Here is a 25,470-nt window from a genome sequence, read left to right as displayed (position 1 = left end):
GCACTATGGGTTCTCCCGCAGGACGTAACCGACGCCGCGGACTGTGTGGATGAGTCGGCTTTCGCCCTCGCCCTCCGTCTTGCGGCGGAGGTAACCGATGTAGACCTCGAGGGCGTTGCCGCTCGTCGGGAAGTCATAGCCCCACACTTCCTCGAGGATGAGGGAGCGCGTGAGCACGCGGCGGGGGTTGTGCATGAGCAGCTCGAGGAGCGAGAACTCGGTGCGGGTGAGCTGGATCGGGCGTTCGCCGCGGCGCACCTCGCGTGTGCCCACGTCCATCGTGAGGTCCTCGAACGTGAGGGTCTCGTTCTCCTCCTCCGAGCCGCTGCCGGTGCGGCGCAGGAGTGCGCGCAGGCGGGCGAGGAGCTCTTCGAGGGCGAAGGGCTTCTGCAGGTAGTCGTCCGCGCCCGCGTCGAGCCCGGCCACGCGCTCGGAGACCGCGTCGCGGGCGGTGAGCATGAGGACCGGGATGTCGTCGCCGCGGCTACGAAGGATGCGGCACACCTCGAGCCCGTCGCGACGCGGCATCATCACGTCGAGGATGAGCGCGTCGGGGCGGTTCGAGTCGACATGATCGATCGCCTCGACACCATCGCCGGCAAGTTCGACGTCGTAACCATTGAAACTCAGCGACCGTCGAAGCGATTCGCGGACCGCCTGGTCGTCGTCTACAACAAGGATTTTCATGTTGCCAGTCTTACAGCTTTCACTGTGCACTCGCTGAGCACTCGCGCAAAGGTTGGTCAGAACGCCGCTTTAGCTGGACGAATGACAACTGTGCAGAAATGCGAAACGTCGCACGGGCGCTGCAATGTGTGCAGCGAACGTGCGACGTGACGGAACTAAACGCCGGTGCGCGACCGAACCGCTATTAGCGGTCGAGATCGACGAGGCCGAGCTTGGCGGCCTTGACCAGGCGACGCGGGATGGCGACCTCCTGGCCGTCGATACGCGTGTTCTGCAGGGCCTGGTTGTTGGCCTTCCACTGCGAACGGCGGGAGTGGGTGTTGGCGCGCGACAGGCGCCGCTTGGGAACTGCCATGATGGGTCCTTACCTTGAAAAAGTCGGGGGCTGTGCGGCCGGAATTACTTGTTGCGGCGAACGCGGTTGCCGTAGCGACGCTGGAACTTCTCCACGCGGCCGGCGGTGTCCATGACGCGCTGAGCGCCGGTCCAGAACGGGTGCGACTCGCTGGTGACGTCGGCGACGATCAGCGGGTACTCGTTGCCATCTTCCCACTCGACCTTGCGGTCGGACGAGATCGTGGAACGGGTGAGGAACTTGGTTCCGGTACCAGCATCCTGGAAAACCACCGGGTGGTAGTCGGGGTGGATGTCCTTCTTCATCTGCTTTGATTCCTCTACTTTTGGCTCTTTACCTATGGGCACACGAAACATCTCCGGTCCAGCTACCCCGCCCGGCGGGGACTGTCCGGGGAATGCGCGTCGATCTCCTGTGCAACTCGCCCTCGCGGACGCGGAACGGATCTCGGTCGTGCGCCGTGTCAGTGGAGTACCGCAGGCGGGCCGGTCGACTCGCAAGCGACGCAACCCTATCTCGTCGCCCCAGGTAGACCGGGGCAAACAGGTCTGCACCGAGGCCACGGTCTGACCCGCGAACTCCGATACCACCACACACGCTTGTGTCGATCGTACCCCCAGGGGCGCACAAGACAAATTCGCCACAAGCGGCTCTCGCCACCGCCTCTCCCAATCCCCTACGGGCGCGCGTGAACCTCCAGGGAGGTCGCCACGTCCGACGTCATAGGGTGGATTTTATCCGCACGTGCCACAGCGGGCCGGAAGGCCCTATATATAGGACGCTCCGAGACGGGTGCGCGAAAGCGCTGGTGTGCGCCGCGGCGGTCGCCGATTACCAATTTCGGACCCAACGCTGTAACTTAGACACTCGCTGTTGTCTGCACGTTTGCTATCGCCCATTTGCGCGAGATGAACATACGGATGCGGACTTACGAACACGACGCAACCAGCGCGCTGAGACGAGCCCACACCAGGGATCCGCCGCAGAGTGTTGGCCGAGAGTTCCGGATCGGCATTTTCGCCATTCGGTTCCGCGGCCTCCTGCGCGTTTCACGATTCGTAGGTCCTGCAAGGTTCATTCCGCCAGGGAGAAGGAGATCACGCCATGTCGGCGTACTGCCAGGTAACGGGACGGAAGCCAGGCTTTGGTAAGTCCGTCTCGCACTCGCACCGAAGGACCAACCGACGCTGGAACCCGAATATCCAGCGCCGTAGCTACTACTTGCCCTCCGAGGGACGTCGCATCACGCTGACCGTCTCCACCAAGGGCATCAAGACCATTGACCGCGACGGAATCGAGTCCGTAGTGGCCCGCATCCGAGCACGTGGGGAGAAGATCTAATGGCACGTAACGATGTCCGCCCGATCATCAAGCTCAAGTCCACGGCCGGCACCGGGTTCACGTACGTGACCCGCAAGAACCGCCGTAACAACCCGGACCGCATCACGCTGAAGAAGTTCGATCCGGTTGTCCGCAAGCACGTCGAATTCCGAGAGGAGCGCTAGCCATATGGCAAAGAAGTCCAAGATTGCCAAGAACAAGCAGCGCCGCGCCAAGGTGGAGCGATTCGCCGAGCGTCGCGCAGAGCTGAAGGCCATCATCAAGAACCCGGAGAGCACCGACGAGGCGCGTTTCGACGCCCAGACCGCTCTCAACAAGATGCCGCGCGATGCTTCGCCCGTGCGTCTTCGCAACCGCGACGTCCACGATGGCCGTCCCCGCGGTTACCTCCGTAAGTTTGGTCTCTCCCGCGTTCGCATGCGCGAGATGGCCCACCGTGGCGAGCTGCCCGGTGTGACGAAGTCGAGCTGGTGATACTCAATGGCTAACAAGCGCATCCCGAAGAAGTCGCGGATCCAAGAGGGCCGTCGCCCCAAGAAGAACCCGCTGAAGACCGCTGGTATCGAGGTCGTTGATTACAAGGACATCAACACCCTCCGTACCTTCATCTCCGATCGTGGCAAGATCCGTTCGCGCCGCGTGACGGGCCTGACGCCGCAGCAGCAGCGCCAGGTCGCCACCGCTGTGAAGAACGCGCGCGAAATGGCGCTGCTCCCCTTCACCAGCCGGTAGGCACCCCGCTCGGATCTCACCCGAGCACCCGCGCCGCACTTTGCGGCGCACCCAAGTCCCGCGGCCCGGCCCTGACTCCTAACCCAGGGCTAGCCACCAAGGACAACAGCGCCATCGAAGACCGAGGTGAGCGCGACTCCCTAATTGGGGACGTCTGCGCCCTCGGTCTTCTGGCATTTGGGGACCGGTCGCCTATCGCGTTCGCCGCATTTCCCCGTGTATCGCCCATGGCGCGTTCGCATGCCGACCTGGCGGTTTCACACATACGTGGCGCCGGGAGTTAAATGAATACGGTTTTCGCGCGCGACCGGCCCGTTTCCTGGCGCGCGAAGCCCGGCCAGGTACCAGTTATCCCCGAGGTGAAGGAGCGTGCGGCGTGCTCGGTGTGCTCTCCGGCTTCGGGGTCATCGCGGTCGTGATCGCCGTCGGCTGGATCTGCGCGCGCACAAACGTGCTCGGCTCGGACGGCCAGCTCGTACTCAACCGCATGGTGTTCTTCGTCGCGACGCCGGCGCTACTTCTCAATTCCCTCGCCCAGCGCGACATCCGCGACGTGCTGTCGGGAATCTTCCTCGTGTCCGCGGGCACAGCCGTGATCGTCGCGCTCGTCTATGTCGCGCTCGCACGTGGGCTGCTCGGTCGCCGCGGGCCGACTCTCGTCATGGGCGCGATGTCCGCCTCGTACGTGAATTCGGCGAACCTCGGCATTCCCATCGCGCTTTACGTGCTCGGCGATCTTGCCTTCGTCGCCCCGCTCATGCTGTTTCAGGTATGCCTTCTGCAGCCCGTCATCATCGCCATTATGGATCGGCTCATGACGGCGGAGGCCGCCTCTTCCGAGGGAGCCAGTGGCTACGGCTCTCCTTCGACCGGTGTTGCCGGGCGTTCCGGCGCCCTGGCCGCTCTCGGCCAGTCCGCCCGGAACCCGCTCATCATCTCGGGCATTCTCGGACTCGTTCTGGCGGCGCTGCCGTGGAAGCTGCCCGAACGTGTGCTTGAGCCTATCCACCTCATTGGACAGGCCTCCGTTCCCGGCGCGCTGCTCGTGTTCGGGATGTCGCTCTACGGCGTGCGAGTGCTCGAGCGCGGCATTTCCCCGCGCACGGACGTCGCGCTCGTGACGATTCTCAAGATGATCGTGCAGCCGCTTCTCGCCTGGGGCGTCGGTCTCGCTCTCGGGATGGAGGGGCACGCACTGTTCACGGTGGTCGTGGCCGCGTGCCTGCCGACGGCGCAGAACGTGCTCGTGGTGGCGAACCGCTACGGCCGCGGCGTCCTGCTGGCGCGCGACTCCGCCGTCACAACTACTGTTTTGGCTCTTCCCGTGCTGATCGGCGTTGCGGCTGTGCTCGCGGGTTAGTCGGTCTGATCGCGGCGGGGAGACCGGTTAATCCGACGCGTCGCCGCGATACGGACGCAGCTCCTCGCGTGTGAGCTCGTGGCGCAGGGCAGGTTCGAGGTCATTGAATCGGAAGATGTGCCCGGAGTCGACGAGTGCGGTGGGCTCGGCGCGCTGATTGGCGAAGGCGAGCTCGTCGGCTCCGCGCGAGCCGAGCAACAGCGCCGGACCGAATTTGGGAACCGGGATCGCCGCGGGCCGGCGCAGAACCTTTGCGAGGGTCTTGGTGTATTCGGCGTTGTCGACGCCTCCCGGGGCGACCGCGTTGACCGGCCCGGCAAGCTCCTCGTCGAAGAGTGCGTGGTGGTAGACGTCGATCAGGTCGTCGAGCGCGATCCACGGGAACCATTGGCTGCCCTTGCCGAGGCGCCCGCCGAGTCCAGAGGAGACGATCCGCGCGAGCATCGGCAGCAGTCCCCCGTCGCCCGCCTGGACCAGCCCGGTGCGCACGGGGACCACGCGCGCGCCCGACTCACGTGCCGGATCCCACGCGCGCTCCCACTCCCCGACTATCGCCGCGAGGGGCCCGTCGCCTCTGACCGAGGTCTCCGAGAGAACTTCCCTGCCGCGGTTCGGCCCGTAGTAGCCGACCGCCGAGGCCGAAACGACGACCGGAGTTTCCGCCGCGGCGACGGCATGGGCCAAGGCACGGGTGGGTTCGACCCGCGAGGAGCGCACGGCTTCGAGGTGTTTGTCGGTGAAGCGGCCCGCGATGGGTTCGCCGGCGAGGTGGACGAGCGCATCGACGTCATCCAGAAGGTGGCGCGACGGGCGTGTGGGATCCCAGTAGCGCGTGCCTGGGCCGGCGTCGCGCGGCGAGCGGACGAGTCGGATGACGCGGTGTCCGGAGGTGGTGAGAAGCGCGCAGAGCGCGGACCCGACGGTCCCGGTGGATCCGGTGACGGCAATGGTCCACCGCGGTAGGAGCCGTCCCGAGTCGGCGCCGTGGCCAAAGTCGAGGTAGCCGGCGAGTCGGTCGGCGGCCGCGAGGTCGCCCGCGAGTGTGGAGTGGCGGAAGGCTGCGAGGCGCTCGAGGCCGAAGGCGGGGATTCGCGCGGAGACATCATCGCCGACGATGCACCACGGTTCGCCGTTCGGGCCCGTGACCGCCTCGAGGTAACGGGTGTGGCTCCAACCGGTGACGGCGGCGCGGCGGGAGTCGTCTTCGCCCACGGGAATGAGCGGGGCGTGGCCCGGGGTCAGCCTGCGTTCGGCGCCCGGCCTGGCGAACCACTCCGCGACGCGCTCGTAATCGTGGTGCAGGAGCTGGCGGGCGTGAAGCGACATGTCTTCTCCTCGTCGGTCGCGACCGGGCACGGATCGGCGCCGCGGTCGCCAGGGCTTGGCGCCCGTCTGCCTCCACCTTCCATCACCTACGGCCGTCGCGCCATGGTTCGCGGTGATCGTGAGGCGTGCCCCGGTTAGATTCGCGACCAGGATTCGGTGCGGATGGCAGCCTCGTATCCGCCGACGACTCGTGTGAGAAGGTCGATGAAGGCGGTCTGTTCCGACTCGTCGAGCTCGGCCAGCCCGCGAGCATAGAATCCCAGGTGCATGTCGAGGTCCGCGTCGAACCTCTCCTTCCCCTCGGCGCTAGGCGAGAAGACCCACGCCGCGCGCGCCCGTGAGCGCTTCTTCTCGACATACCCGGCCTTGACCGCCGCGTTGACCTGCCGATTGACAGTGGACTGCTCGAGGTTCAGTTTGTCGGAGATATCGCGAAGCGTGTATTCCTCACCTCCGCTGAGCAACCACAGGATCCGCGCGTCGGCCGCGCCGAGTTTCGCGTTCGCGGTCGCGCCACGCCGCGACTGTTCGAGGCGATTGAGTAGCGAGGCAACCTCGCGGTCCGCGCTGAGCCCGGACGTATTCGAGCTGTCGTGCATCTCACACCACCTGGAGCTTGTCCCCCGCCGATTACGGTATGTAGATTACACACATTGTATGTAATTTACATAAACGAGCACTTACCTACTGACACTTTGAAGGATTTGCATGGATGCCACCACCTCGGCGGCATTACGCGCCGGCCGGTTCCCCACAGAGATCGTCGTCGCGATCCTGTGCCTCGGTAGCTTCTCGGGCGCGCTGATGCAGTCGCTCGTCATCCCGATCCAGGCGGAGCTGCCGCAGCTCCTCGGCACCTCGGCCGGGAACGCCTCGTGGGCGGTCACGGCCACGCTGCTCGCCGCCGCGGTGACGATGCCGGTGACCGGCAGGCTCGCCGACCTCTACGGCAAGAAGGTCGTGCTGTGCGCCTCGGCGGCAGTCCTCGCCGTCGGCTCGCTCGTCGCGGCGGTCGCCGGCGGACTCCCCCTGTTCCTCATCGGCCGCGCTCTACAGGGCATGGCGATGGGCTACATCCCGGTCGCCATCTCGATGGTCCGTGAGGTTTCCCCGCCGCAGAAGCAAGCGGGTGCCGTAGCCACCGTGTCGGCGACGATGGGCGTCGGCGGCGCGATCGGCCTTCCGCTCGCCGCCTGGATCACCGAGCAGTTCTCCTGGCATGGACTGTTCTGGATGTCGACCGGGCTCGCGATCGTCGTATTCGCGCTCACCGCACTCATCGTTCCCCATGTCCGGGATGCGCATCCCGCGCACATCGACGTGCCCGGCATCATCGGCCTCGCCGCCGGCCTCATCGCGTTCCTCGTCGGCATCTCGAAGGGCTCCGAGTGGGGCTGGTCGAGCGCGACGACGATCGGCAGCATCGTCGGCGGCATTCTCATCCTGATCCTCTGGGGCGCGTTCGAGCTACGCCAGTCCGATCCGATCGTCGATCTTCGTTCGACGGCGAACCGTCCGGTGCTGTTCACCAACCTCGCTGCCGTTGCGATCGGCTTCGGGATGATGGCCCAGATGATCGTCGTACCGCAGCTGCTCGAGATGCCCGAGATCACCGGCTACGGGCTCGGCCAGTCGATCCTCGCCGCCGGTCTGTGGATGGCACCGGGCGGCCTCATGATGATGGTCTTCGCGCCCGTTTCGAGCCGACTGATGAACTCGATCGGCGCGCGCATCACCCTGGCCATCGGCGCCGTGGTGCTCTCGTGCGGCTATCTCGTCGGGCTGTTCCTCATGAGCGCCCCGTGGCAGCTCATGCTCGCCACGCTGGTGTGCTCGGCCGGCGTCGGCATCGGCTACGCGGCAATGCCTACGCTCGTCATGGACAACGTGCCCTCGAGCGAGTCGGGCTCCGCGGTCGGCGTCAACGGACTCATGCGGTCGGTCGGCACGACGATCGCCGGTGCCGTGATGGCCGCGATTCTCACGAGCCAGACCGTCGCGCTCGTCCCGGGCACTCCGGAGATCCCCACGCACGACGCGTTCAAGCTGTGCTTCCTCGTCGGAGCCGCCGCGGCGCTGCTCGGCGCAGGCCTCGCACTGTGCGTCTCGCGCGCCAAGACGAAAACCGCATCACTTGCTGACGCCGGAGAGCCGAGCCAGGCCGGCGAGCCGGAACCCGCGCGCTCCTAAAAATTCGCCCGGAACGCGGCGCCGAGCACCCTCACCAGGTGTGTTCGGCGCCGCGTTCTGCGTACCAGTCGAGCAGGTCCGGGTCGTCGATCGATTGCCGGTCGACGTTGACGTCCTCGCGCCCGGCGAGGATCGCGGTGACCGGCACCTCGAGCTTCTTGCCCGTCTTCGTGTGCGGGATGCCCGGCGCCTGGGAGATCTCGTCCGGCACGTGCCGCGGGGACAAGTCCGCGCGGATCGCGGCGGTGATGCGATCGCGTAGTGCGGCGTCAACCTCGGCATTTTCCGCAGGAACGACGTACAGAGGCATCCAGTATTTCGCATCCGGCCCCTCGACGCCGAGGACGAACGCCTCCGCCACGCCGTCGATCTCCTCGACGACACCGTAGATGTCCGCCGAACCCATGCGGATGCCGTTGCGATTGAGCGTGGCATCGGAGCGGCCGTGGATTGTCACCCCGCCGCGTTCGTTGATCTTGATCCAGTCGCCGTGGCGCCACACCCCGGGAAAATGCTCGAAGTACGCAGAGCGGTACCGCGTACCGTCGGCATCGTTCCAGAACTCTACGGGCATAGAGGGCATGGGGCGGGCGATGACCATTTCGCCGACCTCGCCGATCAAGTCCTCCCCTTCCGGCGACCACGAGCGCAGGTCGCAGCCCAGATAGGCGGCGGAAAGCTCACCTGCGTACACCGGGTACGCGGCCTGCCCGCCCGCGAAGGCGGAAACGACGTCGGTTCCGCCCGAAATGGACAGCGTGGGCACGCCGCCCACCTCGTCGTAGATCCAGTGGAACGAGTCCGCAGGCATCGTCGAACCGCTCGAGCCGATCGCACGCAGCGCGGACAGGTCGAACTGCGCCGCCGGACGAAGGCCGGCTTTGCGGCTCGCGAGGATCTGCCCCGGCGAGGTGCCGAAGATCGTCACCTTCTCGCGGGCGACGGCCTCCCACAGCGCCTCCGGCGGGCGCGTCGGGTGTCCCTCGAAGCACACGGCGGTGGCGCCGACGATCGGCGCGGACGTGCGGTAATTCCACATCATCCAGCTCGGCGTGGTGAACCACAGCAGCCGATCCCCCGCCCGAAGCCCGGCGTGGAGGCCGAGCACCTTGAGGTGCTCGAGCAGCACGCCGCCGTGGCCGTGGACGATCCCCTTCGGCGTACCGGTCGTCCCCGAGGAGAACAGCACCCACAGCGGATGATCGAACGCCACCTTCTCGACCGCCGGTTCGCCCTGTTCTTCCACGAGTTCGCGGCCGCGTGCGAGCGCTTCGTCCCACGACTCCGCGCCCACGAGCGCGCCGGGAGCCCCCGGTTCGGCGCCGCGGCGCACCTCGATGACACGCACATCGCCGGGCAGCCGCTCGGCGAGGTCTGCGGTGTCCGCGCGCTTGTCGTGCCACTTGCCCGCGTTTCGGTAGCCGTCCGCCGCGATGAGCACCACCGGCTCCAGCTGCCCCATGCGCGCGGCCGCCGCGGCGGGCGCGTAGTCCTGCCCACACGCCGTCCATACCGCGCCGATCCACGCGGTGGCGTAGAACGCGACGATCCCTTCGGCGATGTCCGGCACGTAAGCCGCCACCCTGTCACCGGGCCGCACCCCTGCGTCGATGAGCCGCGCGGCCAGCGCAGCTGATTCCTCGCGCAGCTGCGCGAACGTCAGCTCGACCCGGCTTACCTCGCCAGCGTCCCCCGGCTCGGAGACGGCGATGACGGCGGACACACTCGGATTTTTCGCCTCATGGGCGAGCACGGCGTCGACGAAATTGCCGCGGAAGCCGGGGAACCAGCGGGCGCCGGGCATGACGTCCACCTCCAACGCGTCCTCCGGCGCGAGCAGCGGGTCGCCGGGCTCTCCGAAACCATCGACGTCGAAGTGCCTACCCACTGCGGACCAGAAGTTCCCGATTTCCGCCACGGACCAGGCGTGCAGCGCTTTGTAGTCGTCCGGGGCCCCCGCGTATCCGTACTCCGCAGCCGCGCCGCGCGCGAACTCGGTGCGCTCGGACTCCTCGACCTGCTGCGGCGACGATTCCCAGATCGGCATGTCGTCCTCGGCTGCCGCCCCGGCGGTGTCGGACTCGCTCATCTTCGATCCCCTTCTTCTGTGGCGTGGGTTACGGACCAAATTACCCGCTCCTCGGACCGAACAACAGCCTTTCAGTTAATTGGGACTAATTCGTTTTCTCGGCTCTGGACGGATTTGGTGTGCGTCCCAATCGAGGATCGTCGAGCACTTCCCGCTGTAACGGCGCTCGGACGACGCACAATAGGAATGGCGAAACGACTTCCGCGCCAAGCCCGACAGACAGGGGTTCACGATGCACGACCTCAAGCCCGTCCGCGTCACGCTCGGGGCGTTCGCCGCCGCGGCCGCCCTCGCCCTCTCTGCGTGCGGTTCCGACTCGGCCGAACAATCCGCCCCGACGGCGATGACCACTGTGTCGGAGTCCGCCGGCAACATCTCGCAGCCGAGTCCGTCTGCTTCGTCTTCTCTGACATCCAGCGCGCACGCCTCCGGGAGCGCCGCCGGACAGACGAGTTCCAACCAGCGTGAAGATGAAGGCAACTGCGGCGTCGACCCGAACGCTTCCGCGATCACGGACAACATCAGCCAGGTGCCCGCCCCATCTCTCGATGGCCTCACGTGGACCTACAAGGGCGACAGCAACTACGACAAGTGCGCGACGCTCTCCTACGCCACGGTCGAACAGTCCGAGCAGGGCAACTCCCAGTTCCAGAACCAGCTCATGCTCTTCCACAAGGGCGAGTACCTGGGAGTCGGATCGGATACCGTCCAACAGCATCAGGTGATCGCCACCACCGACGATTCGGTGACCGTACGCTACAAGGACTGGGAGGCACTCGACACCGCGGGCGCGCCCAACGCAGAGGCCTCGAACTATACGACCGACGTGACTTTCACCTGGGACGGATCCCGGGTCGTCCCGCAGGGCCGCTTCCCGAATCTCTCCTTGGGCTAACCCGGCAGGAGAATTCGGGTGTGGCGCGGATCACTCCCGAGTGCTACGGTCGGCCACACAACGTTTGACAAATGCCTAAGGGGTGTCCAAATGTCCACTCGCACCAAGAAGCGCTACATCCGCGAGGACGAGGGGTTCTTCCCGCCCGATTCGGTCGCGCGAAAGGTGTGGTCCTACCCCACCTCGGCGCTGCTCGGGTTCATTCGCGCCGTGACGATCGAGCACCTCGACCCCGACCTTGCCGCCTCTGTCGACGCGAGCGGACAGGTGCTCCAGCGCCCCGGCCTTCGTTACGACCGCACGGTGCAATACTTCGCGACGGTGCTCTACGGCGACGCCCGCACGGTAATCAAGTCCTCGGACGTGCTCATGAAGATCCACTCGCGCGCCCGCGGCCATAACCCCGTGACCGGCGGCACCTACGACTCCAACCGCCCGTCCTCGCAGCTGTGGATACATATGACGGCGTGGCATTCGATCCTCTACGTCTACGAGAAGTTCGGCCCGGGCCCGCTGCCTGCGGACGAGGAGGATCGCTACTGGCGCGAGTGCGCGATCGCGGCGGCGTTCCAACCGATCGAGCCAGCCGACATCCCGACCTCGCGCGCCGAGGTACGCGAATATTTCGAGGCATGGCGCCCGCACCTGGCGGCCTCTGAGGCGGCGCAGTACAACGTCGATTTCATCCTCGACGGCATGCGCACGATCTTCACCACACTCCCGGGTTGGATGCGCGCGGTGTCTGCGCCGGTGATTCGCGCGGGCGTGGTGGCCACGTATCCGCACTGGATGCGCACCATGATGGGCGTCCGGCAATCACGCCTCGTCGATTCAGGTGTGACGGCGGTCCTCCGCATCGCCATGGCGCGGCTCAACCGCGACCCCGAGGGACAGGCGAAATTCCTCCAAGCGATCTCGCCCCACGGCGGGCCGGTACTCGCCCCGCACCTCCGCGGGGAGGCACCGGAATCTTCCCGGGTCTGGACGCCCGCCGAGGCGCGACAGGCCTTCGGCGATCCCCGGCCCCCGCTGGTCCAATATGCGGACATGCTGCGCGAGCGCGAGGCCGACGCTGCCGAGGATCCTTACACCCACGGCCACCATGATCCGCTCCTGGAGTTCGCAACCCCGAAGGCCGAGGCCTAGCGCCGCATCCTTCTTCGTGCCCCTGCCGCCGGGGCTTCGTGGCTCTCCCCTGCCGCGAACGGGCTGAGGATGGAGCAGCGAAGTTATGCCGCGAGGTGTCTCGCCTGGGCGAATGCGGATTCGAGCCGGGTGCGGAGTTCGTCAGGCGTGGCTAGGTCATCCCATGTCCACCGCACCACGGTGTACCCCTCGGCGCGTAGATCCTGTTCGCGTCGCCAGTGCTCCCGAAGCCGCTTCTCCTGCTCCCGTGTGGTGCCTGCCCCGACGATCTTTGCCTTCCCGTCGGCCTCGCCGATGAGCTTGAGCGCGCGCCAGAGGAAGTCGACACGATACTGTCGCCCGCTCCTGGTGGTGATGAGGACCTGTTGCTCGGGCTGAGCGATGCCGAAATGGTCGAAGAACAAGCGACTGCGCGATTCGAGGGCCGACTGCGAAGCTGGCGAGGCGAACGTGAGGGCACTAATCCCTGCCTGCATATTCTTGAGATTTCGCTTCGACCCAAAGTATTCGACGAGCACGTTCTTGCTGACCAGGTGCCTGTACAAAGCGGCCTCGATCGCTACGACTGCCGAAGAAAATCCGTAGGTCGTTGCCACGTCGAGAAGTGTGCGTTCGATTCCGGTGACCTTGAACCCTGCGATCACCACGACCTCCTCCGCTGGCAACGGTCTCCGATGCTGAATGCAGACCGAGGTTTGACCCGATCGAGGCGTGTCCGAATGTCTGGTAACCACAACTTTCCCCAAGGGAATGTCCAACGTTGGAAGACCGTGCATCAGCGCGGCACTGCAGTGTGACAAGGTCCAATCACACTGAGAGCGCAGGGAGAATCCTGCAGCTCGGAGTAAATGTCTGCTCTCGGCGTATTGCAGGTCGATCGGCGGTTCGAGGTATACGCCTGAGCAGATTCGGACCAACTTGCCCGCGCGTACAAGGCGAGCAATTTTCGCCTTCGACGCTCCCCGATCACTGAGATCTTGAGTGGTAACGAATCGGACGGTGGACTCTTCCAGCTGCAGTATTTTCGGCATACCTGCAGTCTCGAGTTCGACGTGATGTGGCTATGCCGGCGAGCGACACCTATCGCACTTCTGTGGACGTCCGCTCTGGGGCTGTGAAATTCGTGATTGTGCACGTCCAGCAGACAAAGCGGAATCGAAGGATGCATCGAATCATCGAATATTGCCGGAATTCAGAACATCTCAAGCTACACACCAACTCGCGGTGCCACACACCAACCTGTGGTCCAAGAAACCACTCTGGGATCGCAGTTTTCGCGCCCTGAGGTTGGTGTGTGGGGCCTGGAGTTGGTGTGTAGCCCCGGAGGTTGGTGACTTGCGGCGCCTCGGCGCGGCGCGGCGGGGGCGCGTCGTCGGTCGGCCGGCGCGGCGGGGACGCGTCGTCGGTCTGACGGCGCGGCGGGGGCGCGTTGCCGGCCGGCCGGGTGGGACGGAGGCTAGGCGGGGCCGCCGCCGGCGAGGAGTTTCTCGGCCGCCGCGCGCATTTCGACCTTGCGAACCTTGCCGGTCACCGTCATCGGGAACTCCTCGACGATGTGGACGTACCGCGGGATCTTGTGGCGGGCGAGCTTGCCGTCGGCGAAGGCGCGCAGGGACTCGGCGGTTATCTCGTCCGCGCCGGGCGAGAGCCGAATCCAGGCCATGAGTTCTTCACCGTACTTCGCATCGGGGACGCCGATAACCTGAGCATCTACGACGTCAGGATGGGTGTAAAGGAATTCCTCGATCTCGCGCGGGTAGATGTTTTCGCCGCCGCGGATGACCATGTCCTTGATGCGGCCGGTAACCTGGATGTAGCCGTCGGAGTCCATGACGCCGATGTCGCCGGTGCGCATCCACCCGTCGACCAGCGCCTCGGAGGTCTTTTCCGGGTTCTCCCAATAGCCGAGCATCACCGAATAGCCGCGGGTGCACAGCTCGCCCGGCTCGCCGATCGGCAACGTCTCGCCCGTCGACGGGTCGGCAATCTTCACCTCGAGATGCGGGCCGACGCGGCCGACGGTGGAGACGCGACGATCCACGGAATCGTCGACCCGGGTCTGGGTGGAGACCGGCGAGGTTTCGGTCATGCCGTAGCAGATGGAGACCTCTTCCATCCCCATCTCGCCCATCACGCGGCGCATCGTGTTCTCGGGGCACGGGGAGCCGGCCATGATTCCGGTTCGCAGCGAGCCGAGGTCGAAGTCGGCGAGGTTATCGAGGGCAAGCTCCGCGATGAACATCGTGGGGACGCCGTACAGGCTGGTGCAACGCTCCTTCTCGACCGCCGTCAACGACGCGACCGGATCGAAGGTCGGTGCCGGGATCACCATCGCCGCGCCGTGAGAGGTGCACGCGAGGTTACCCATCACCATCCCGAAGCAGTGGTAGAACGGCACCGGAATGCACACGCGGTCCTGCTCGGTGTAGTTCACGAGCTCGCCCACCATGTACCCGTTGTTGAGGATGTTCGAGTGCGACAGGGTCGCGCCCTTGGGAAATCCGGTCGTCCCCGACGTGTACTGGATGTTGATCGGATCCGCCGCCCGCAGGGACGAGGCGATCTCGGACAGCCGCTGCTCGTCGGCGGGCGTGTCGACGATCGTCTGCCACTGCTCCGATTCGAACAGCACGACCTCGCGTACCCCGGGCGTCTCGGGGCGGACCTGCTCGAGCATGCCCGCGTAATCGGAATCCTTGTAGCTCTCCGCGGCGAGGACCACGGAGATCCCCGACTGTCCCAGAACATAGGTGAGCTCGCTCGTGCGATAGGCCGGGTTGATGTTGACCAGGATCGCGCCGATCTCCGCCGTCGCGTATTGCACCACCGTCCACTCCCAGCGGTTCGGGGACCACACGCCGACGCGATCGCCTGCCGTCACTCCGAGGTCGAGGAGGCCGGTGGCGACCTGCCGCACGATGCCGAGGAACTCCGCGTAGGTGAAACGCACCCCGGCGTGCACGTCGACGAGGGCGTCGCGCTCGCCGAAGCGCTCGGTCGTTCGCGCGAGGTTCTCGCCGATCGTCGTGGTGAGCAGCGCGGGCTCGGTGGCGCCCTGTGCGTGGGATAGCGAGAGAGCGGACATCAGTTCCCTCCAACGGGTAAGGACCACGATCTGCCGCGGCCCAGTCGAAACACTTGTGATTGTGACTTAGACCATAGTCCGCCGCGAAACCGCCGGCCATCCACCGAAAGTGGAGGGCTGCGCGCGGGGCGCCTCCGACCTAGCTCAGGCGTTCTCGGCCCGGCGCATCGTCGCCTCGGCCTGGGCGATCACGGGCCCATCGACCATGCGACCGTCGAGCTTGAACACCCCGCCGTTCTCCTCCGCGGCGGCGAGAACCTTGCGCGCCCACTCCACCTCCGCGGCGGGCGGGGCGTAGGCCTCGCGGATCACCTCGACCTGGGACGGATGAATGCAGGCCGTCGCCGCGTAGCCGAGCGCGACGGCGTCGACGGCTTCCGCGCGCAATCCGGCGGTGTCGGCGATGTCGAGGTGCACCGAGTCGATCGCGAACGGACCGAAAGCGGCAGCCGCGAGGGCAACCGCCGAACGGGCGTGCCGAGGGACGTCGCGGTACTCATCCGCCGTCCGGCCGAGTTCGACCTCCTCGGGCTGGAATCGCGACGTCGCACCGCCCATCGCGGCGACGAGGTCCTCGGCGCCCCACATCATCCCGACGCAGCCGACCGTGCCCGCGATCTCCGCGGCGTTGACGACCCCGCGCGGGGTTTCGATCAGCGCGATCACGTCCGCGCCCGATGCCCTCGCGGCATCACGCACGTCGTCGGCCGATTCGGTTTTCGCAAGCATGACGGCGGACGCGCCCATCTGCTTGGCGGTCTCGGCATCTTGTGCGAAGTCCGGGGTGTCGACGGCGTTGAGGCGCACCATATAGCGGCCGGGATCAAGCTCGCCGGCAGCCGAGAGGAGCGCCTCGCGCGCCTCGCGCCGGCGCTCCGGGGCCACGGCGTCCTCGAGGTCGAGGATCACCCCGTCCGCACGTTCGAGAGCCTTCGCGAACCGTTCGGGCCGGTCGGCCGGGCAGAACAACAGCGCCGGACCCGGCGGCCTCCACGTGGGCTTCACGATCATTCGGTCTCCCCTTCCCCACCGTCCGGGCGGCAGCGCACCAATGTCTTGCGCACCGCCTTTGCCACGATGTCGCCGTGTTGATTGCGCCCGATGTGCTCGAGCGAGACGATGCCTTCGCCGGGCCGCGAGCGCGATTCGCGCTTCCCGACACACAGCGTTTCGCCGTAGAGGGTGTCGCCGTGGAACACAGGCTTCGGAAACGAGACCTCGGAGAAGCCGAGGTTCGCGACGATCGTGCCCTGGGTGAGCTGCGCGACCGAGAGGCCGACAAGGGTGGAGAACGTGTGCATCGAGTTCATCAGCCGCTCTCCGCCGAAGCCCGGCTGCTCGGCCGCCCACGCGGCGTCGAGATGGAGCGACTGGGTATTCATCGTCAGGGTCGTGAACAGGACGTTGTCCGCCTCGGTCATGGTGCGGCCGGGCCGGTGCTTGTACAGCGTGCCGACCTCGAATTCCTCGAACCACAGCCCCCGCTGCACGACCTCACGGACGACCTCGACCTCGCCGCTTGCCTTTCCCGCGCTCACAGTCCCAGCCCCCGCGCGATGAGCATGAGCTGGACCTCGGTGGTGCCCTCGCCGATCTCGAGAATCTTCGAATCGCGGTAGTGGCGCGCCACGCGCGTCTCGTTCATAAATCCGTAGCCGCCGTGGATCTGCGTCGCATCGCGGGCGTTGTCCATCGCCGCCTCGGACCCAATCATCTTCGCGATCGCGGCCTCGGATTTGAACGGCTTGCCGGCGAGCATCAGCCGCGCGGCGTCGTAGTAGGCCAGGCGGGCGGCGTGGACGCGAGCCTGCATGCGCGCGATCTTGAAGCTGATCGCCTGGAACTGCGAGATCGGCTGCCCGAAGGACTTCCGGTCCCGCGCGTAGGCGATGGAATCGTCGACGCAGCACTGCGCCGCCCCCACCGACACCGCTGCGATCGCGATGCGTCCCTCGTCGAGGATCGACAGGAAGTTCGCGTAGCCGCGGCCGCGCTCGCCGAGCAGGTTCTCCTCCGGCACCCGCGCGTCCGAGAAGCTCAGCGGGTGCGTGTCCGAGGCGTTCCAGCCGACCTTGTCGTAGGCCTTCTCGGCAACGAAACCAGGGGTGCCCGACGGCACGATGATCGTCGAGATCTCCTTCTTGCCGTTCTCCCGCTCGCCCGTCACCGCCGTGACCGTGACGAACTTCGTGATGTCGGTACCGGAGTTCGTGATGAACTGCTTGGCGCCGTTGATCACCCACTCGGAGCCGTCGAGCTTCGCGGTGGTTTTGGTGGCACCGGCGTCCGAACCGGCATCGGGTTCGGTGAGCCCGAATCCCGCGAGTGCCTTACCGGCGGCGAGGTCCGGCAGCAGCGATTGCTTCTGCTCCTCGGTGCCGAATTTGAAGATCGGCATCATGCCGAGTCCGACGCCGGCCTCGACCGTCATCGCCGTGGACTGGTCGACTCGGCCGAGCTCCTCGAGTGCGAGGGCGAGGGCGAAGTAGTCGCCGCCCATGCCGCCATATTCCTCGGGGATCGGAAGCCCGAACAGGCCCATCTCGCCCATCTGCGCGACGATGTCGTAGGGGAAGCGATGCTCGCGGTCGTTCTCCGCGGCCTGCGGCGCGACGACCTTGTCCGCGAAGTCCGCGACCGTCTTCTTCAGTTCGGCGTAGTCGCCTTCTAGTTCAGCCATGGTGGATTCCCTCGTTCTCTACTTTTGTGGTTCTTCTACGTCATCGATGACGGCGAGCACCGCATCCGCTCCGACCTGCTCGCCCTCGCGCACCTTCAGGCGCACGATGCCGGCTGCCGGGGCCCGCAGGGTGTGTTCCATCTTCATCGCCTCGACGGCCAGGACGGCGGCACCCTCCGCGACCTCGTCGCCTTCGGCGACATGGACCGCCACGACCGATCCCGGCATCGGTGAGGTGATCGCACGGTTATCGGAGGCGTCGATCGCATCGCGGGGAACGCGCGTGGGCAGGAGGTGGAGGGTCCAGCTGCCGGAATCGCTGGAGACCCACACCGCGCGCACGTCGCCGCCGGGATCGCGTTGCAGCGTCGTCGTGAAATCGGAGGTCTCGCCGTCACAGGTCACACGGAATACGGACGGCCCGCCGAGCACGTAGCTCTCGTAGGACTCCTCCACCGGGGCGTCGACGTCGCCGGCGCGCTGGAGGCCGAGCTTGCCCGGGAGGAGCCGCTCGTCGTCGGCCGACCGGAGCCGAGCGACGACGGGCGTCTCCGCGCCGACCTCGAAGCGAGCGACGAAGTCCGCCGGCCCGCCGAGCCGCCAACCCCGGCCGGCGTCGAAGCCGGCATGCCCGCGAGCGCGGCTCGGCTCCTGCGCCGACTCGATCGCCTGGCACGCCGCAGCAAAGGCCGACGCGGGCACCAGCGGCGGTGCGTACCCCGAGCCTCCGCCGTCATCGGCGACGAGCTGGTCGAGCAGGTTGGTGTCGAGATCGCCGGAGCGCACCCTCGGCTGCGCGAGCAAGAATCGACAGAAGTCGAGGTTCGTACCGACCCCGTCGACGCGCGTGGCGGCGAGTGCCGTGTCGAGCCTCGTGAGTGCCGCGTCGCGCGTTGGCGCCCACGCGATGATCTTCGACAGCATCGGGTCGTAATTGCCGCCGACGACGGTTCCCGGCCGGAGCCCCGAGTCCACGCGGATCCCGTCGCCGGACGGCTCCTCGAGCGCGAGAACCGTGCCCCCAGTGGGCAGGAATCCACGCGCCGGGTCCTCGGCGTAGACGCGCGCCTCGATCGCGTGCCCGCGCATCGAGACCTCGTCCTGCGCGATCGGAAGCTCCTCGCCCGCGGCAATGCGGACCTGGCATTCGACGAGGTCGACGCCGGTGACCATCTCGGTGACGGGATGCTCGACCTGCAGACGGGTGTTCATCTCCATGAAGAAGAACTCGTCCGGAGCGTTCGCGGAGACGATGAACTCCACGGTGCCGGCCCCGCGATAGCCGACCGAACGCGCCGCATCGCACGCAGCTGTGCCGATCCGTTCGCGCGTGGCGGCATCGAGCAGCGGGCTCGGCGCTTCCTCGATGACCTTCTGATGGCGGCGCTGCAGCGAACACTCACGCTCACCGAGGTGGATGACGTTGCCGTGGGTATCGGCGAGGATCTGCACCTCGATGTGCCGTGGGGTGTCGACGAAGCGCTCGATGAACAGCGTGTCGTCGCCGAACGAGCTTGCCGCCTCGCGCCGCGCGGTCTGCAGTGCTGCAGCGAGTTCGGACCGCTCGTGTACGAGGTGCATGCCCTTGCCGCCGCCACCGGCAGACGGCTTGATGAGCACGGGGAACCCGACCTCTTCCGCGCCGGCGATGAGTTCGTCATCGCTGAGGCCCGGCCGCGAGATTCCAGGGACGGTCGGGACGTCCCGCCGGGACACCGCGGCCTTGGCCGAGATCTTGTCGCCCATTTCCCTAATGGATGACGCCGCCGGCCCGATGAACTCCACGCCCGCGGCGTCGCAGGCGGCGGAGAACTCGGCGTTTTCGGAGAGAAAGCCGTATCCCGGATGGATCGCCTGGGCACCCGTCGCCTTTGCGGCGGCGAGGATCTTGTCGATCACGAGGTACGACTCGTTCGCGGCCGCCGGCCCGATATGGACGGCGACGTCGGCGGCGTGGACGTGTTTCGCGTCGCGGTCGGCATCGGAGTACACCGCGACCGAGCGGATACCCATCTCGCGCAGCGTCCGGATCACGCGGCAGGCGATCTCACCTCGGTTGGCGACGAGCACGGTGTCGAACGCGCGAGGTCCGGCTGGCGAGGCGAAGTGTTCGGTGGAGACGGTCATGAGCTCACATCACATCCGGAAGATGCCGTTGGAGATGGGCTCCAGCGGCGCGTTGGCGGCGGCAGCGAGGCCGAGGGACAGAACCTTGCGGGTATCGGCGGGGTCGATGATCCCGTCATCCCACATGCGCGCCGTCGAATAATAGGCGCTCGACTGGTTTTCGAACTGCTCGCGAATGGGGCTCGCGTAGTCCTCGTATTCGGCGTCGGTGAACTCGCCACCCGAGCGCTCGACCTGGTTCTTGCGCACCGTGGCGAGGGTGTCCGCCGCCTGCGGCCCGCCCATCACGGAGATCCGAGCGTTGGGCCACATCCACAGGAAACGCGGCGAGTACGCCCGGCCGCACATCGAATAGTTCCCGGCGCCGAAGCTGCCGCCGATGATGATCGTGAACTTCGGCACACGCGCGCAGGCGACGGCCGTGACCATCTTTGCGCCGTTCTTCGCAATGCCGCCAGCCTCGTACTGGCGGCCGACCATGAATCCCGTGATGTTCTGCAGGAATACCAGCGGGATCTTGCGCCGGTCGCACAACTCGATGAAGTGCGCGCCTTTGAGCGCCGACTCGGAGAACAGCACTCCGTTGTTGCCGATGATCCCGACCTGGTGGCCGTCGATGCGTGCGAAGGCGGTGACGAGCGAGGCACCGTATTCGGGCTTGAATTCGGAGTACGCCCCGCCGTCAACAATTGTAGAGATGACCTCGCGGACGTCGTACGGCGTCCGCGAATCAGTGGGGACCAAATCGTAGAGATCGGTCTGTGGTCGCGCCGGCGCGACCGGGTCGACGACGTCCCATTCGGCGTCCGCCGGTGGCGGGCACGTGGCGACGATGTCGCGCACCTTGGCCAGGGCGTCCTGATCGTCGGCCGCGAGGTGGTCGACCACGCCCGAGGTCTTCGCGTGCAGTTCGCCGCCGCCGAGTTCTTCGGCCGTGACCTCCTCCCCTGTCGCCGCCTTCACCAGCGGCGGGCCGGCAAGGAAGATCGTGCCCTGGTTGCGCACGATGACCGCCTCGTCGCTCATGGCCGGCACGTACGCCCCGCCTGCGGTACACGAGCCCATGACGGCGGAGATCTGCGGAATTCCCTGCGCGCTCATCCGCGCCTGGTTGAAGAAGATGCGGCCGAAGTGATCGCGATCGGGGAACACCTGATCCTGCTGCAACAACATGGCGCCGCCGGAGTCGACGAGATAGATACAAGGCAGGTGATTCATTGCCGCGATCTCCTGCGCGCGCAGGTGCTTCTTCACCGTCTCCGGATAATAGGTACCGCCGGAGACCGTCGCGTCGTTGGCGATGATGAGGCATTCGCGCCCGGACACGCGGCCGATTCCGGCGATAACACCTGCCGCGGGCGCCTTGCCGCGGTACATCCCGTAGGCGGCAAGCGGCGCGATCTCGAGGAACGGACTGCCCGGATCAAGCAGGCCGTCGATGCGATCGCGGGCCGGAAGCTTTCCGCGCTCGATGTGGCGCGCGCGGGCCTTCTCCCCGCCACCGGCGGCGACCTCCTCGCGCGCGGCGCGTAGTTCTTCGAGGAGTTCGATGTGCGCCGTGCGATTCTCGCCGGGCGTGCGTGCAGCCATTCCTCGTCCCCTGACCGTTTCCCGCCGAGCCAAGTCCATGCCGAACCAAGCTTCGGTTATTTTCGATTAACTGTAATTCGATAGTAGTGACACCCCTCACAATTGTCCACCGAATCCTGTTTTGTGGCGTAGTTCACACCTATTGGGTATGTTCTGGGTCACACGCAGTTGCGCACCCGCACCTGCGAAGTGCGCACGGAGCGCGTCACCACCCCCGACGCGACCCCGCCGCGCGCGATAACGATGAATACGGAATGGTTCGGTGATCCCCATGACCTCAGTACTCGGCCCCCATCGGCATAGCGATGCAGAGCACCTCGGCGATTTCTCGCTTGAGGACCGCTACACGCGCGAATCCGGGACGATCTTCTTGTCCGGCATTTCGGCGCTGGTCCGGATGGTGCGCGATCGGGCGATCATCGATCGCCGACTCGGCCTCCACACCGGTTCGATGATCTCGGGGTACGAGGGCTCACCGCTGGCCGGATACGATCTCGAGATCTCCCGCCGCGCCGCCAAATTCCTCGAACCCTTCGATGTCCACCATCGCCCCGCCGTCAACGAGGAACTGGGCGCGACCACCGTGATGGGTTCACAGCTCGCAGGCACCGCCGGCACTCTCGCCTCGAGCCCGAATTCCGGCTCTCGCCCACTCGACGGCGTCGTCGGCTACTGGTACGGCAAGGCGCCTGGCCTCGACCGGGCGACTGATGCGCTTCGTCACGCCAACCTCATCGGGACAGGATCCCGCGGCGGCGCAGTCGCTCTCGTCGGAGACGACCCGGGCGCCAAGTCATCGACGGTGCCCTGTGCCTCGGAGATGGCGCTCGCGGACATGTACATGCCGATCCTCTACCCCGCCGATTCCCAGGACATCCTCGACCTCGGCGTGCACGCCGCGTTCATGTCGCGCGCCTCTGGACTGTGGACCTCGCTGAAGATCTCGGCGCACGTCGCCGACGGCTCGTCGACCGCGGTCGTGTCCCCCGACAGGATCTCACCGGTCCTCGAACCGCTCGGGGAGAGCCCGCACGTTCCGAGCGGCAAGCTTCTCGGCCGTAACCTCATGGAGCTCGAGCAAAATCAGCTCACCACCCGCATCCCGCGCGCACTCGAATACGCGCGGCTCAACGGAATCAACAAGCTCATCACGCACACCGGTGACGACCGCATCGGCATCGTCGCCGCAGGCAAAACATACATGGACGTGCGCTCGGCGCTGTTGCGCATGGGGCTCGACGAGGAAGAACTGGGTCGCCGCGGCGTGCGCCTGCTCAAGCTCGGAATGGTCTACCCGATGGAGCGCGAGATGCTTTTCCGCTTCGTGGACGGGCTCAGCGAGGTGATCGTCGTCGAGGAGAAGCGAGATTTCATCGAGACGATGATCCGCGAGATCCTCTACGATCGCCCTCACAACCCGAACGTGCGTGGCAAGTCCAACGAGGACGGCTCGACGCTGTTCTCCCGCTTCGGCGAACTCGACATCGATTCGGTGACTCGCGGCCTCGCCCATCGCCTCGGCGCCGTCCACCACATCGAAGCCGCCGAACGCTGGCTCGACACCGAGACTCGACGGCCCACTCGCATCGAGTTACCGCTTATCCAGCGCACCCCCTACTTCTGTAGTGGTTGCCCGCACAACGCGTCGACGAAGACGGCGGACGGCACGCTCGTCGGAGCGGGGATCGGCTGTCACGCGATGGTGCTGCTGCAGCCGGAGGAGCAGGTCGGCAACGTCGTCGGCGTCACCCAGATGGGCGGCGAGGGCGCGCAGTGGATCGGCATGGCGCCGTTTGTCGGCGAGCGCCACTTCGTGCAGAATCTCGGCGACGGCACACTCGACCATTCCGGCTCGCTCGCGATCCGCGCGGCCGTCGCCGCCGGCGACAACATCACCTACAAGTTGTTGTTCAACGGCACGGTTGCGATGACCGGCGGGCAGGACGCGGTCGGCGGCAAATCGCTGGTCGAGACGCTTCGCATGCTGCAGGCGGAGAAGGTCGCGAAGATCGTCGTCACCACCGACGATGTAAAGCGCACCCGTCGTCTCGGCCTCCCCGCAGGTGTCGAGGTGCGGGACCGCGCGGACATGATCGACGTGCAACGAGAACTCGCCGCCGTCCCCGGGGTCACCGTTCTCGTGCATGACCAGCACTGCGCCGCGGAGAAGCGCCGCAAGCGCAAGCGCGGCGACTACCCCACGCCCACCCAGCGGGTCGTCATCAACGAGCGGATCTGCGAAGGCTGCGGCGACTGCGGCAAGAAGTCGAACTGCCTGTCGGTTCACCCGGTCGACACCGAGTTCGGCCGCAAGACCCAGATCGACCAGTCCTCCTGCAACCTCGACTTCTCCTGCCTGTCCGGCGACTGCCCGTCGTTCGTCACGGTCACCCCAGGCGAGAAGAAGAAGGTGCCCGCGGCGCGCGCCGCCTCGCTGGACGCCGCCGCCCTCCCCACGCCTACCCCGGAGCAGTATGACGGCGGAGGCGCGGGTTTCTCCATGCGGATCACCGGTATCGGCGGCACGGGTGTCGTCACCCTGTCCGCGGTGCTCGCGACGGCCGCGGTGATCGATGGCAAGCATTCGCGCACCCTCGACATGACCGGGCTCGCGCAGAAGGGCGGCGCCGTCGTCTCGGACGTGAAGATCTCGGGCACGCCGCTCCCGCAGGCCGCTAAGGTCGCGACCGCGAACTGCGATCTCTACCTTTGTGCGGACGGACTTGTAGGAGCGGACCAGACGAATCTCAAGGTCGCCTCGCCCGAGCGGACCGTGTCGGTGTTGTCGACGGCGAAGATCCCCACCGGCAAGATGGTCATCGACACGAAGACCTCCTACCCCGCCGCCTCCGAGGTTTCCGGGCGTATCGGAGCGAGCTCGCGCCGTGTGGTTGCCCTCGATCCGATGGAGCTGTCCATGCAGCTTTTCGGGGATACGTCGGCCGCGAACATGGTGCTCGTCGGCGCCGCGTACCAGTCCGGGTCGCTGCCCATCAGCGCTAAGTCGATCGAGCGCGCCATCGAACTCAACGGCGTCGCGGTCGAGCGCAACATCCAATCCTTCCGCCGCGGCCGCCAGGCAGTCGAAGACCCCGCCGGCGTTACCGCGGAAGTCGAGCGCCTGCATCCGGCCCCCGCACCGCGTGCGCTGTCCGGCGAGGAACGCTCGATCCTCTCGAGCGTCGACTCGAGCGGAAACCGGCTAGAGGAAATTCTCACCGTCCGCGTGCCAGAGCTGCTCGCCTACCAGGACGCACGCTATGCGCAGCGCTATGCGGACCGCGTCGAATCGGTACGGCGAGCCGAAAGCGAGTCATCTCCGGGTTCGACAGTCCTCGCAGAGGCTGTTGCCACCTACCTGTTCAAGTTGATGGCGTACAAGGACGAGTACGAGGTCGCTCGCCTTGCCATCGACCCGGAATTCACGGCTCAGGTCACCGACGACTTCGGCGAGGGCGCGAAAATGGCGATACGACTCCATCCGCCGGTACTCCGTGCGATGGGGATGAAGAACAAGATTGCGCTCGGCGAATGGGCGCGTCCCGCGCTCGTCGGTCTTGCCAAGGCGAAGCGGCTTCGCGGTACGAAGTTCGACGTGTTCGGCCGCACGGAGGCGCGCAAACTCGAACGCGAGCTACTCGCCGAGTACGAGTCGTTCGTCGACCGGCTCGTCCATCACATGCGTGCGGAAACCCCGGACGCGATGTGGCTCGCACGGGCTGCCGCTGTCGCGGAGTTGCCGGACATGGTTCGCGGCTATGAAGGAATCAAGGAACGCAACGCCGCCGAGTACCGCACGGAGATGGAAGCGCGCACCTCGGAGCTCTTCGCAGGCTGAGCACAACGCCGCGGCCGATTATGGCGGAG

At 66.4% G+C, this 25,470-nt stretch carries 22 protein-coding genes and 1 pseudogene; 9 read left to right on the top strand and 14 right to left on the bottom strand.

What is annotated here, in order from left to right; translation table 11 throughout:
• Nucleotides 1–3 precede the first annotated feature (3 nt).
• The 3 genes from K8V11_RS07575 to K8V11_RS07565 all read right to left on the bottom strand — a co-directional run bounded on the left by K8V11_RS07575 (nucleotide 4) and on the right by K8V11_RS07565 (nucleotide 1,347).
• Nucleotides 4–687, bottom strand: coding sequence for a response regulator transcription factor (locus K8V11_RS07575; protein WP_067476288.1), 684 nt, complete (start codon nucleotides 685–687; stop codon nucleotides 4–6).
• Nucleotides 688–871: 184 nt separating this feature from the next.
• Nucleotides 872–1,042, bottom strand: a complete 171-nt coding sequence (rpmF, locus tag K8V11_RS07570; RefSeq protein ID WP_067476291.1) for a 50S ribosomal protein L32 — start codon at nucleotides 1,040–1,042, stop codon at nucleotides 872–874.
• Between the two features lie 44 nt (nucleotides 1,043–1,086).
• Nucleotides 1,087–1,347 carry a type B 50S ribosomal protein L31 gene (locus tag K8V11_RS07565; RefSeq protein WP_303912241.1) on the bottom strand — a complete coding sequence of 87 codons (261 nt, stop codon included), beginning with the start codon at nucleotides 1,345–1,347 and terminating at the stop codon, nucleotides 1,087–1,089.
• 799 nt (nucleotides 1,348–2,146) lie between these two features.
• Between K8V11_RS07565 and rpmB the strand changes: the two genes are divergently transcribed.
• The 5 genes from rpmB (at nucleotide 2,147) to K8V11_RS07540 (ending at nucleotide 4,475) form a co-directional block, all read left to right on the top strand.
• On the top strand, nucleotides 2,147–2,383 hold the full coding sequence (rpmB, locus tag K8V11_RS07560; protein WP_303912239.1) for a 50S ribosomal protein L28: 237 nt from the start codon (nucleotides 2,147–2,149) through the stop codon (nucleotides 2,381–2,383).
• Nucleotides 2,383–2,547, top strand: a complete 165-nt coding sequence (gene rpmG, locus K8V11_RS07555) for a 50S ribosomal protein L33 (RefSeq protein WP_067476300.1) — start codon at nucleotides 2,383–2,385, stop codon at nucleotides 2,545–2,547. The genes rpmB and rpmG overlap by 1 nt, the downstream gene beginning before the upstream one ends.
• A 4-nt stretch (nucleotides 2,548–2,551) precedes the next feature.
• Nucleotides 2,552–2,857: a 30S ribosomal protein S14 gene (gene rpsN / locus K8V11_RS07550; protein ID WP_303912234.1), complete on the top strand. Its 306-nt coding sequence runs from the start codon at nucleotides 2,552–2,554 to the stop codon at nucleotides 2,855–2,857.
• Nucleotides 2,858–2,863: 6 nt separating this feature from the next.
• Nucleotides 2,864–3,115 (top strand): 30S ribosomal protein S18, encoded by a 252-nt coding sequence (rpsR, locus tag K8V11_RS07545; protein ID WP_303912232.1) that lies wholly within the window; start codon nucleotides 2,864–2,866, stop codon nucleotides 3,113–3,115.
• 376 nt (nucleotides 3,116–3,491) lie between these two features.
• On the top strand, nucleotides 3,492–4,475 hold the full coding sequence (locus K8V11_RS07540; RefSeq protein ID WP_303912229.1) for an AEC family transporter: 984 nt from the start codon (nucleotides 3,492–3,494) through the stop codon (nucleotides 4,473–4,475).
• Nucleotides 4,476–4,502: 27 nt separating this feature from the next.
• Here K8V11_RS07540 and K8V11_RS07535 read toward each other — a convergent pair whose 3' ends face one another.
• The gene (locus tag K8V11_RS07535; protein WP_303912226.1) at nucleotides 4,503–5,801 is read right to left on the bottom strand and encodes a TIGR01777 family oxidoreductase; all 1,299 of its coding nucleotides are present in this window, start codon (nucleotides 5,799–5,801) and stop codon (nucleotides 4,503–4,505) included.
• A gap of 134 nt (nucleotides 5,802–5,935) precedes the next feature.
• A complete protein-coding gene (locus K8V11_RS07530) occupies nucleotides 5,936–6,400 on the bottom strand; it encodes a MarR family winged helix-turn-helix transcriptional regulator (protein WP_303912225.1) in 465 nt (154 codons plus the stop codon).
• Between the two features lie 109 nt (nucleotides 6,401–6,509).
• Here K8V11_RS07530 and K8V11_RS07525 point away from each other — a divergent pair, with 109 nt between their 5' ends.
• Nucleotides 6,510–7,991: an MFS transporter gene (locus K8V11_RS07525; RefSeq protein WP_303912222.1), complete on the top strand. Its 1,482-nt coding sequence runs from the start codon at nucleotides 6,510–6,512 to the stop codon at nucleotides 7,989–7,991.
• Nucleotides 7,992–8,022: 31 nt separating this feature from the next.
• Here K8V11_RS07525 and K8V11_RS07520 read toward each other — a convergent pair whose 3' ends face one another.
• A complete protein-coding gene (locus K8V11_RS07520) occupies nucleotides 8,023–10,080 on the bottom strand; it encodes an acetoacetate--CoA ligase (protein ID WP_303912219.1) in 2,058 nt (685 codons plus the stop codon).
• A 232-nt stretch (nucleotides 10,081–10,312) separates the two neighbouring features.
• Here K8V11_RS07520 and K8V11_RS07515 point away from each other — a divergent pair, with 232 nt between their 5' ends.
• Both K8V11_RS07515 and K8V11_RS07510 read left to right on the top strand, forming a co-directional pair.
• Nucleotides 10,313–10,975: an LppP/LprE family lipoprotein gene (locus tag K8V11_RS07515; protein ID WP_303912217.1), complete on the top strand. Its 663-nt coding sequence runs from the start codon at nucleotides 10,313–10,315 to the stop codon at nucleotides 10,973–10,975.
• 90 nt (nucleotides 10,976–11,065) lie between these two features.
• Entirely contained in the window at nucleotides 11,066–12,121 is a 1,056-nt protein-coding gene (locus tag K8V11_RS07510; protein WP_303912215.1) for an oxygenase MpaB family protein, read from the top strand.
• An 83-nt stretch (nucleotides 12,122–12,204) separates the two neighbouring features.
• On the opposite strand, the gene K8V11_RS07505 is transcribed toward K8V11_RS07510, so the two are convergent.
• The 8 genes and pseudogenes from K8V11_RS07505 to K8V11_RS07475 all read right to left on the bottom strand — a co-directional run bounded on the left by K8V11_RS07505 (nucleotide 12,205) and on the right by K8V11_RS07475 (nucleotide 21,603).
• Nucleotides 12,205–12,765 carry a hypothetical protein gene (locus K8V11_RS07505; RefSeq protein ID WP_303912212.1) on the bottom strand — a complete coding sequence of 187 codons (561 nt, stop codon included), beginning with the start codon at nucleotides 12,763–12,765 and terminating at the stop codon, nucleotides 12,205–12,207.
• Nucleotides 12,766–13,017: 252 nt separating this feature from the next.
• Nucleotides 13,018–13,152, bottom strand: a pseudogene (locus K8V11_RS14660) (type IV toxin-antitoxin system AbiEi family antitoxin domain-containing protein); the annotation flags it as partial.
• Between the two features lie 425 nt (nucleotides 13,153–13,577).
• Entirely contained in the window at nucleotides 13,578–15,206 is a 1,629-nt protein-coding gene (locus K8V11_RS07500) for an AMP-binding protein (RefSeq protein ID WP_303912209.1), read from the bottom strand.
• 144 nt (nucleotides 15,207–15,350) lie between these two features.
• Entirely contained in the window at nucleotides 15,351–16,217 is an 867-nt protein-coding gene (locus K8V11_RS07495) for a CoA ester lyase (protein WP_303912206.1), read from the bottom strand.
• Complete coding sequence (locus tag K8V11_RS07490; protein ID WP_303912204.1) at nucleotides 16,214–16,744, bottom strand: MaoC family dehydratase; 531 nt, start codon at nucleotides 16,742–16,744, stop codon at nucleotides 16,214–16,216. The genes K8V11_RS07495 and K8V11_RS07490 overlap by 4 nt, the downstream gene beginning before the upstream one ends.
• A complete protein-coding gene (locus K8V11_RS07485) occupies nucleotides 16,741–17,886 on the bottom strand; it encodes an acyl-CoA dehydrogenase family protein (RefSeq protein ID WP_303912201.1) in 1,146 nt (381 codons plus the stop codon). The genes K8V11_RS07490 and K8V11_RS07485 overlap by 4 nt, the downstream gene beginning before the upstream one ends.
• An 18-nt stretch (nucleotides 17,887–17,904) precedes the next feature.
• Nucleotides 17,905–20,013 carry an acetyl-CoA carboxylase biotin carboxylase subunit gene (locus tag K8V11_RS07480; RefSeq protein ID WP_303912198.1) on the bottom strand — a complete coding sequence of 703 codons (2,109 nt, stop codon included), beginning with the start codon at nucleotides 20,011–20,013 and terminating at the stop codon, nucleotides 17,905–17,907.
• Between the two features lie 9 nt (nucleotides 20,014–20,022).
• The gene (locus K8V11_RS07475) at nucleotides 20,023–21,603 is read right to left on the bottom strand and encodes a carboxyl transferase domain-containing protein (protein WP_303912195.1); all 1,581 of its coding nucleotides are present in this window, start codon (nucleotides 21,601–21,603) and stop codon (nucleotides 20,023–20,025) included.
• A 271-nt stretch (nucleotides 21,604–21,874) separates the two neighbouring features.
• Here K8V11_RS07475 and K8V11_RS07470 point away from each other — a divergent pair, with 271 nt between their 5' ends.
• Nucleotides 21,875–25,441, top strand: coding sequence for an indolepyruvate ferredoxin oxidoreductase family protein (locus tag K8V11_RS07470; protein WP_303912192.1), 3,567 nt, complete (start codon nucleotides 21,875–21,877; stop codon nucleotides 25,439–25,441).
• The last annotated feature ends 29 nt before the right edge of the window (nucleotides 25,442–25,470 follow it).

The sequence above is a fragment of the Dietzia timorensis genome (genome assembly GCF_020742175.1).
In the GTDB taxonomy this organism is placed as follows: Bacteria; Actinomycetota; Actinomycetes; order Mycobacteriales; family Mycobacteriaceae; genus Dietzia; species Dietzia timorensis_A.
The sequence above is the reverse complement of the archived record's forward strand: the minus strand, read 5'-3'. Positions and strand labels throughout refer to the sequence as shown.

Excerpts from the sequence above, each read along its gene's own strand:
- K8V11_RS07480 (WP_303912198.1), bottom strand. The coding sequence starts at position 20,013 with ATGACCGTCTCCACCGAACACTTCGCCTCGCCAGCCGGACCTCGCGCG.
- K8V11_RS07475 (WP_303912195.1), bottom strand. The coding sequence starts at position 21,603 with ATGGCTGCACGCACGCCCGGCGAGAATCGCACGGCGCACATCGAACTC.
- K8V11_RS07530 (WP_303912225.1), bottom strand. The coding sequence starts at position 6,400 with ATGCACGACAGCTCGAATACGTCCGGGCTCAGCGCGGACCGCGAGGTT.
- K8V11_RS07510 (WP_303912215.1), top strand. The coding sequence starts at position 11,066 with ATGTCCACTCGCACCAAGAAGCGCTACATCCGCGAGGACGAGGGGTTC.
- K8V11_RS07470 (WP_303912192.1), top strand. The coding sequence starts at position 21,875 with ATGACCTCAGTACTCGGCCCCCATCGGCATAGCGATGCAGAGCACCTC.
- K8V11_RS07575 (WP_067476288.1), bottom strand. The coding sequence starts at position 687 with ATGAAAATCCTTGTTGTAGACGACGACCAGGCGGTCCGCGAATCGCTT.
- rpsR (WP_303912232.1), top strand. The coding sequence starts at position 2,864 with ATGGCTAACAAGCGCATCCCGAAGAAGTCGCGGATCCAAGAGGGCCGT.
- rpmG (WP_067476300.1), top strand. The coding sequence starts at position 2,383 with ATGGCACGTAACGATGTCCGCCCGATCATCAAGCTCAAGTCCACGGCC.
- K8V11_RS07535 (WP_303912226.1), bottom strand. The coding sequence starts at position 5,801 with ATGTCGCTTCACGCCCGCCAGCTCCTGCACCACGATTACGAGCGCGTC.
- K8V11_RS07520 (WP_303912219.1), bottom strand. The coding sequence starts at position 10,080 with ATGAGCGAGTCCGACACCGCCGGGGCGGCAGCCGAGGACGACATGCCG.
- K8V11_RS07485 (WP_303912201.1), bottom strand. The coding sequence starts at position 17,886 with ATGGCTGAACTAGAAGGCGACTACGCCGAACTGAAGAAGACGGTCGCG.
- K8V11_RS07495 (WP_303912206.1), bottom strand. The coding sequence starts at position 16,217 with ATGATCGTGAAGCCCACGTGGAGGCCGCCGGGTCCGGCGCTGTTGTTC.
- rpmF (WP_067476291.1), bottom strand. The coding sequence starts at position 1,042 with ATGGCAGTTCCCAAGCGGCGCCTGTCGCGCGCCAACACCCACTCCCGC.
- rpsN (WP_303912234.1), top strand. The coding sequence starts at position 2,552 with ATGGCAAAGAAGTCCAAGATTGCCAAGAACAAGCAGCGCCGCGCCAAG.
- K8V11_RS07525 (WP_303912222.1), top strand. The coding sequence starts at position 6,510 with ATGGATGCCACCACCTCGGCGGCATTACGCGCCGGCCGGTTCCCCACA.
- rpmB (WP_303912239.1), top strand. The coding sequence starts at position 2,147 with ATGTCGGCGTACTGCCAGGTAACGGGACGGAAGCCAGGCTTTGGTAAG.
- K8V11_RS07500 (WP_303912209.1), bottom strand. The coding sequence starts at position 15,206 with ATGTCCGCTCTCTCGCTATCCCACGCACAGGGCGCCACCGAGCCCGCG.
- K8V11_RS07565 (WP_303912241.1), bottom strand. The coding sequence starts at position 1,347 with ATGAAGAAGGACATCCACCCCGACTACCACCCGGTGGTTTTCCAGGAT.
- K8V11_RS07515 (WP_303912217.1), top strand. The coding sequence starts at position 10,313 with ATGCACGACCTCAAGCCCGTCCGCGTCACGCTCGGGGCGTTCGCCGCC.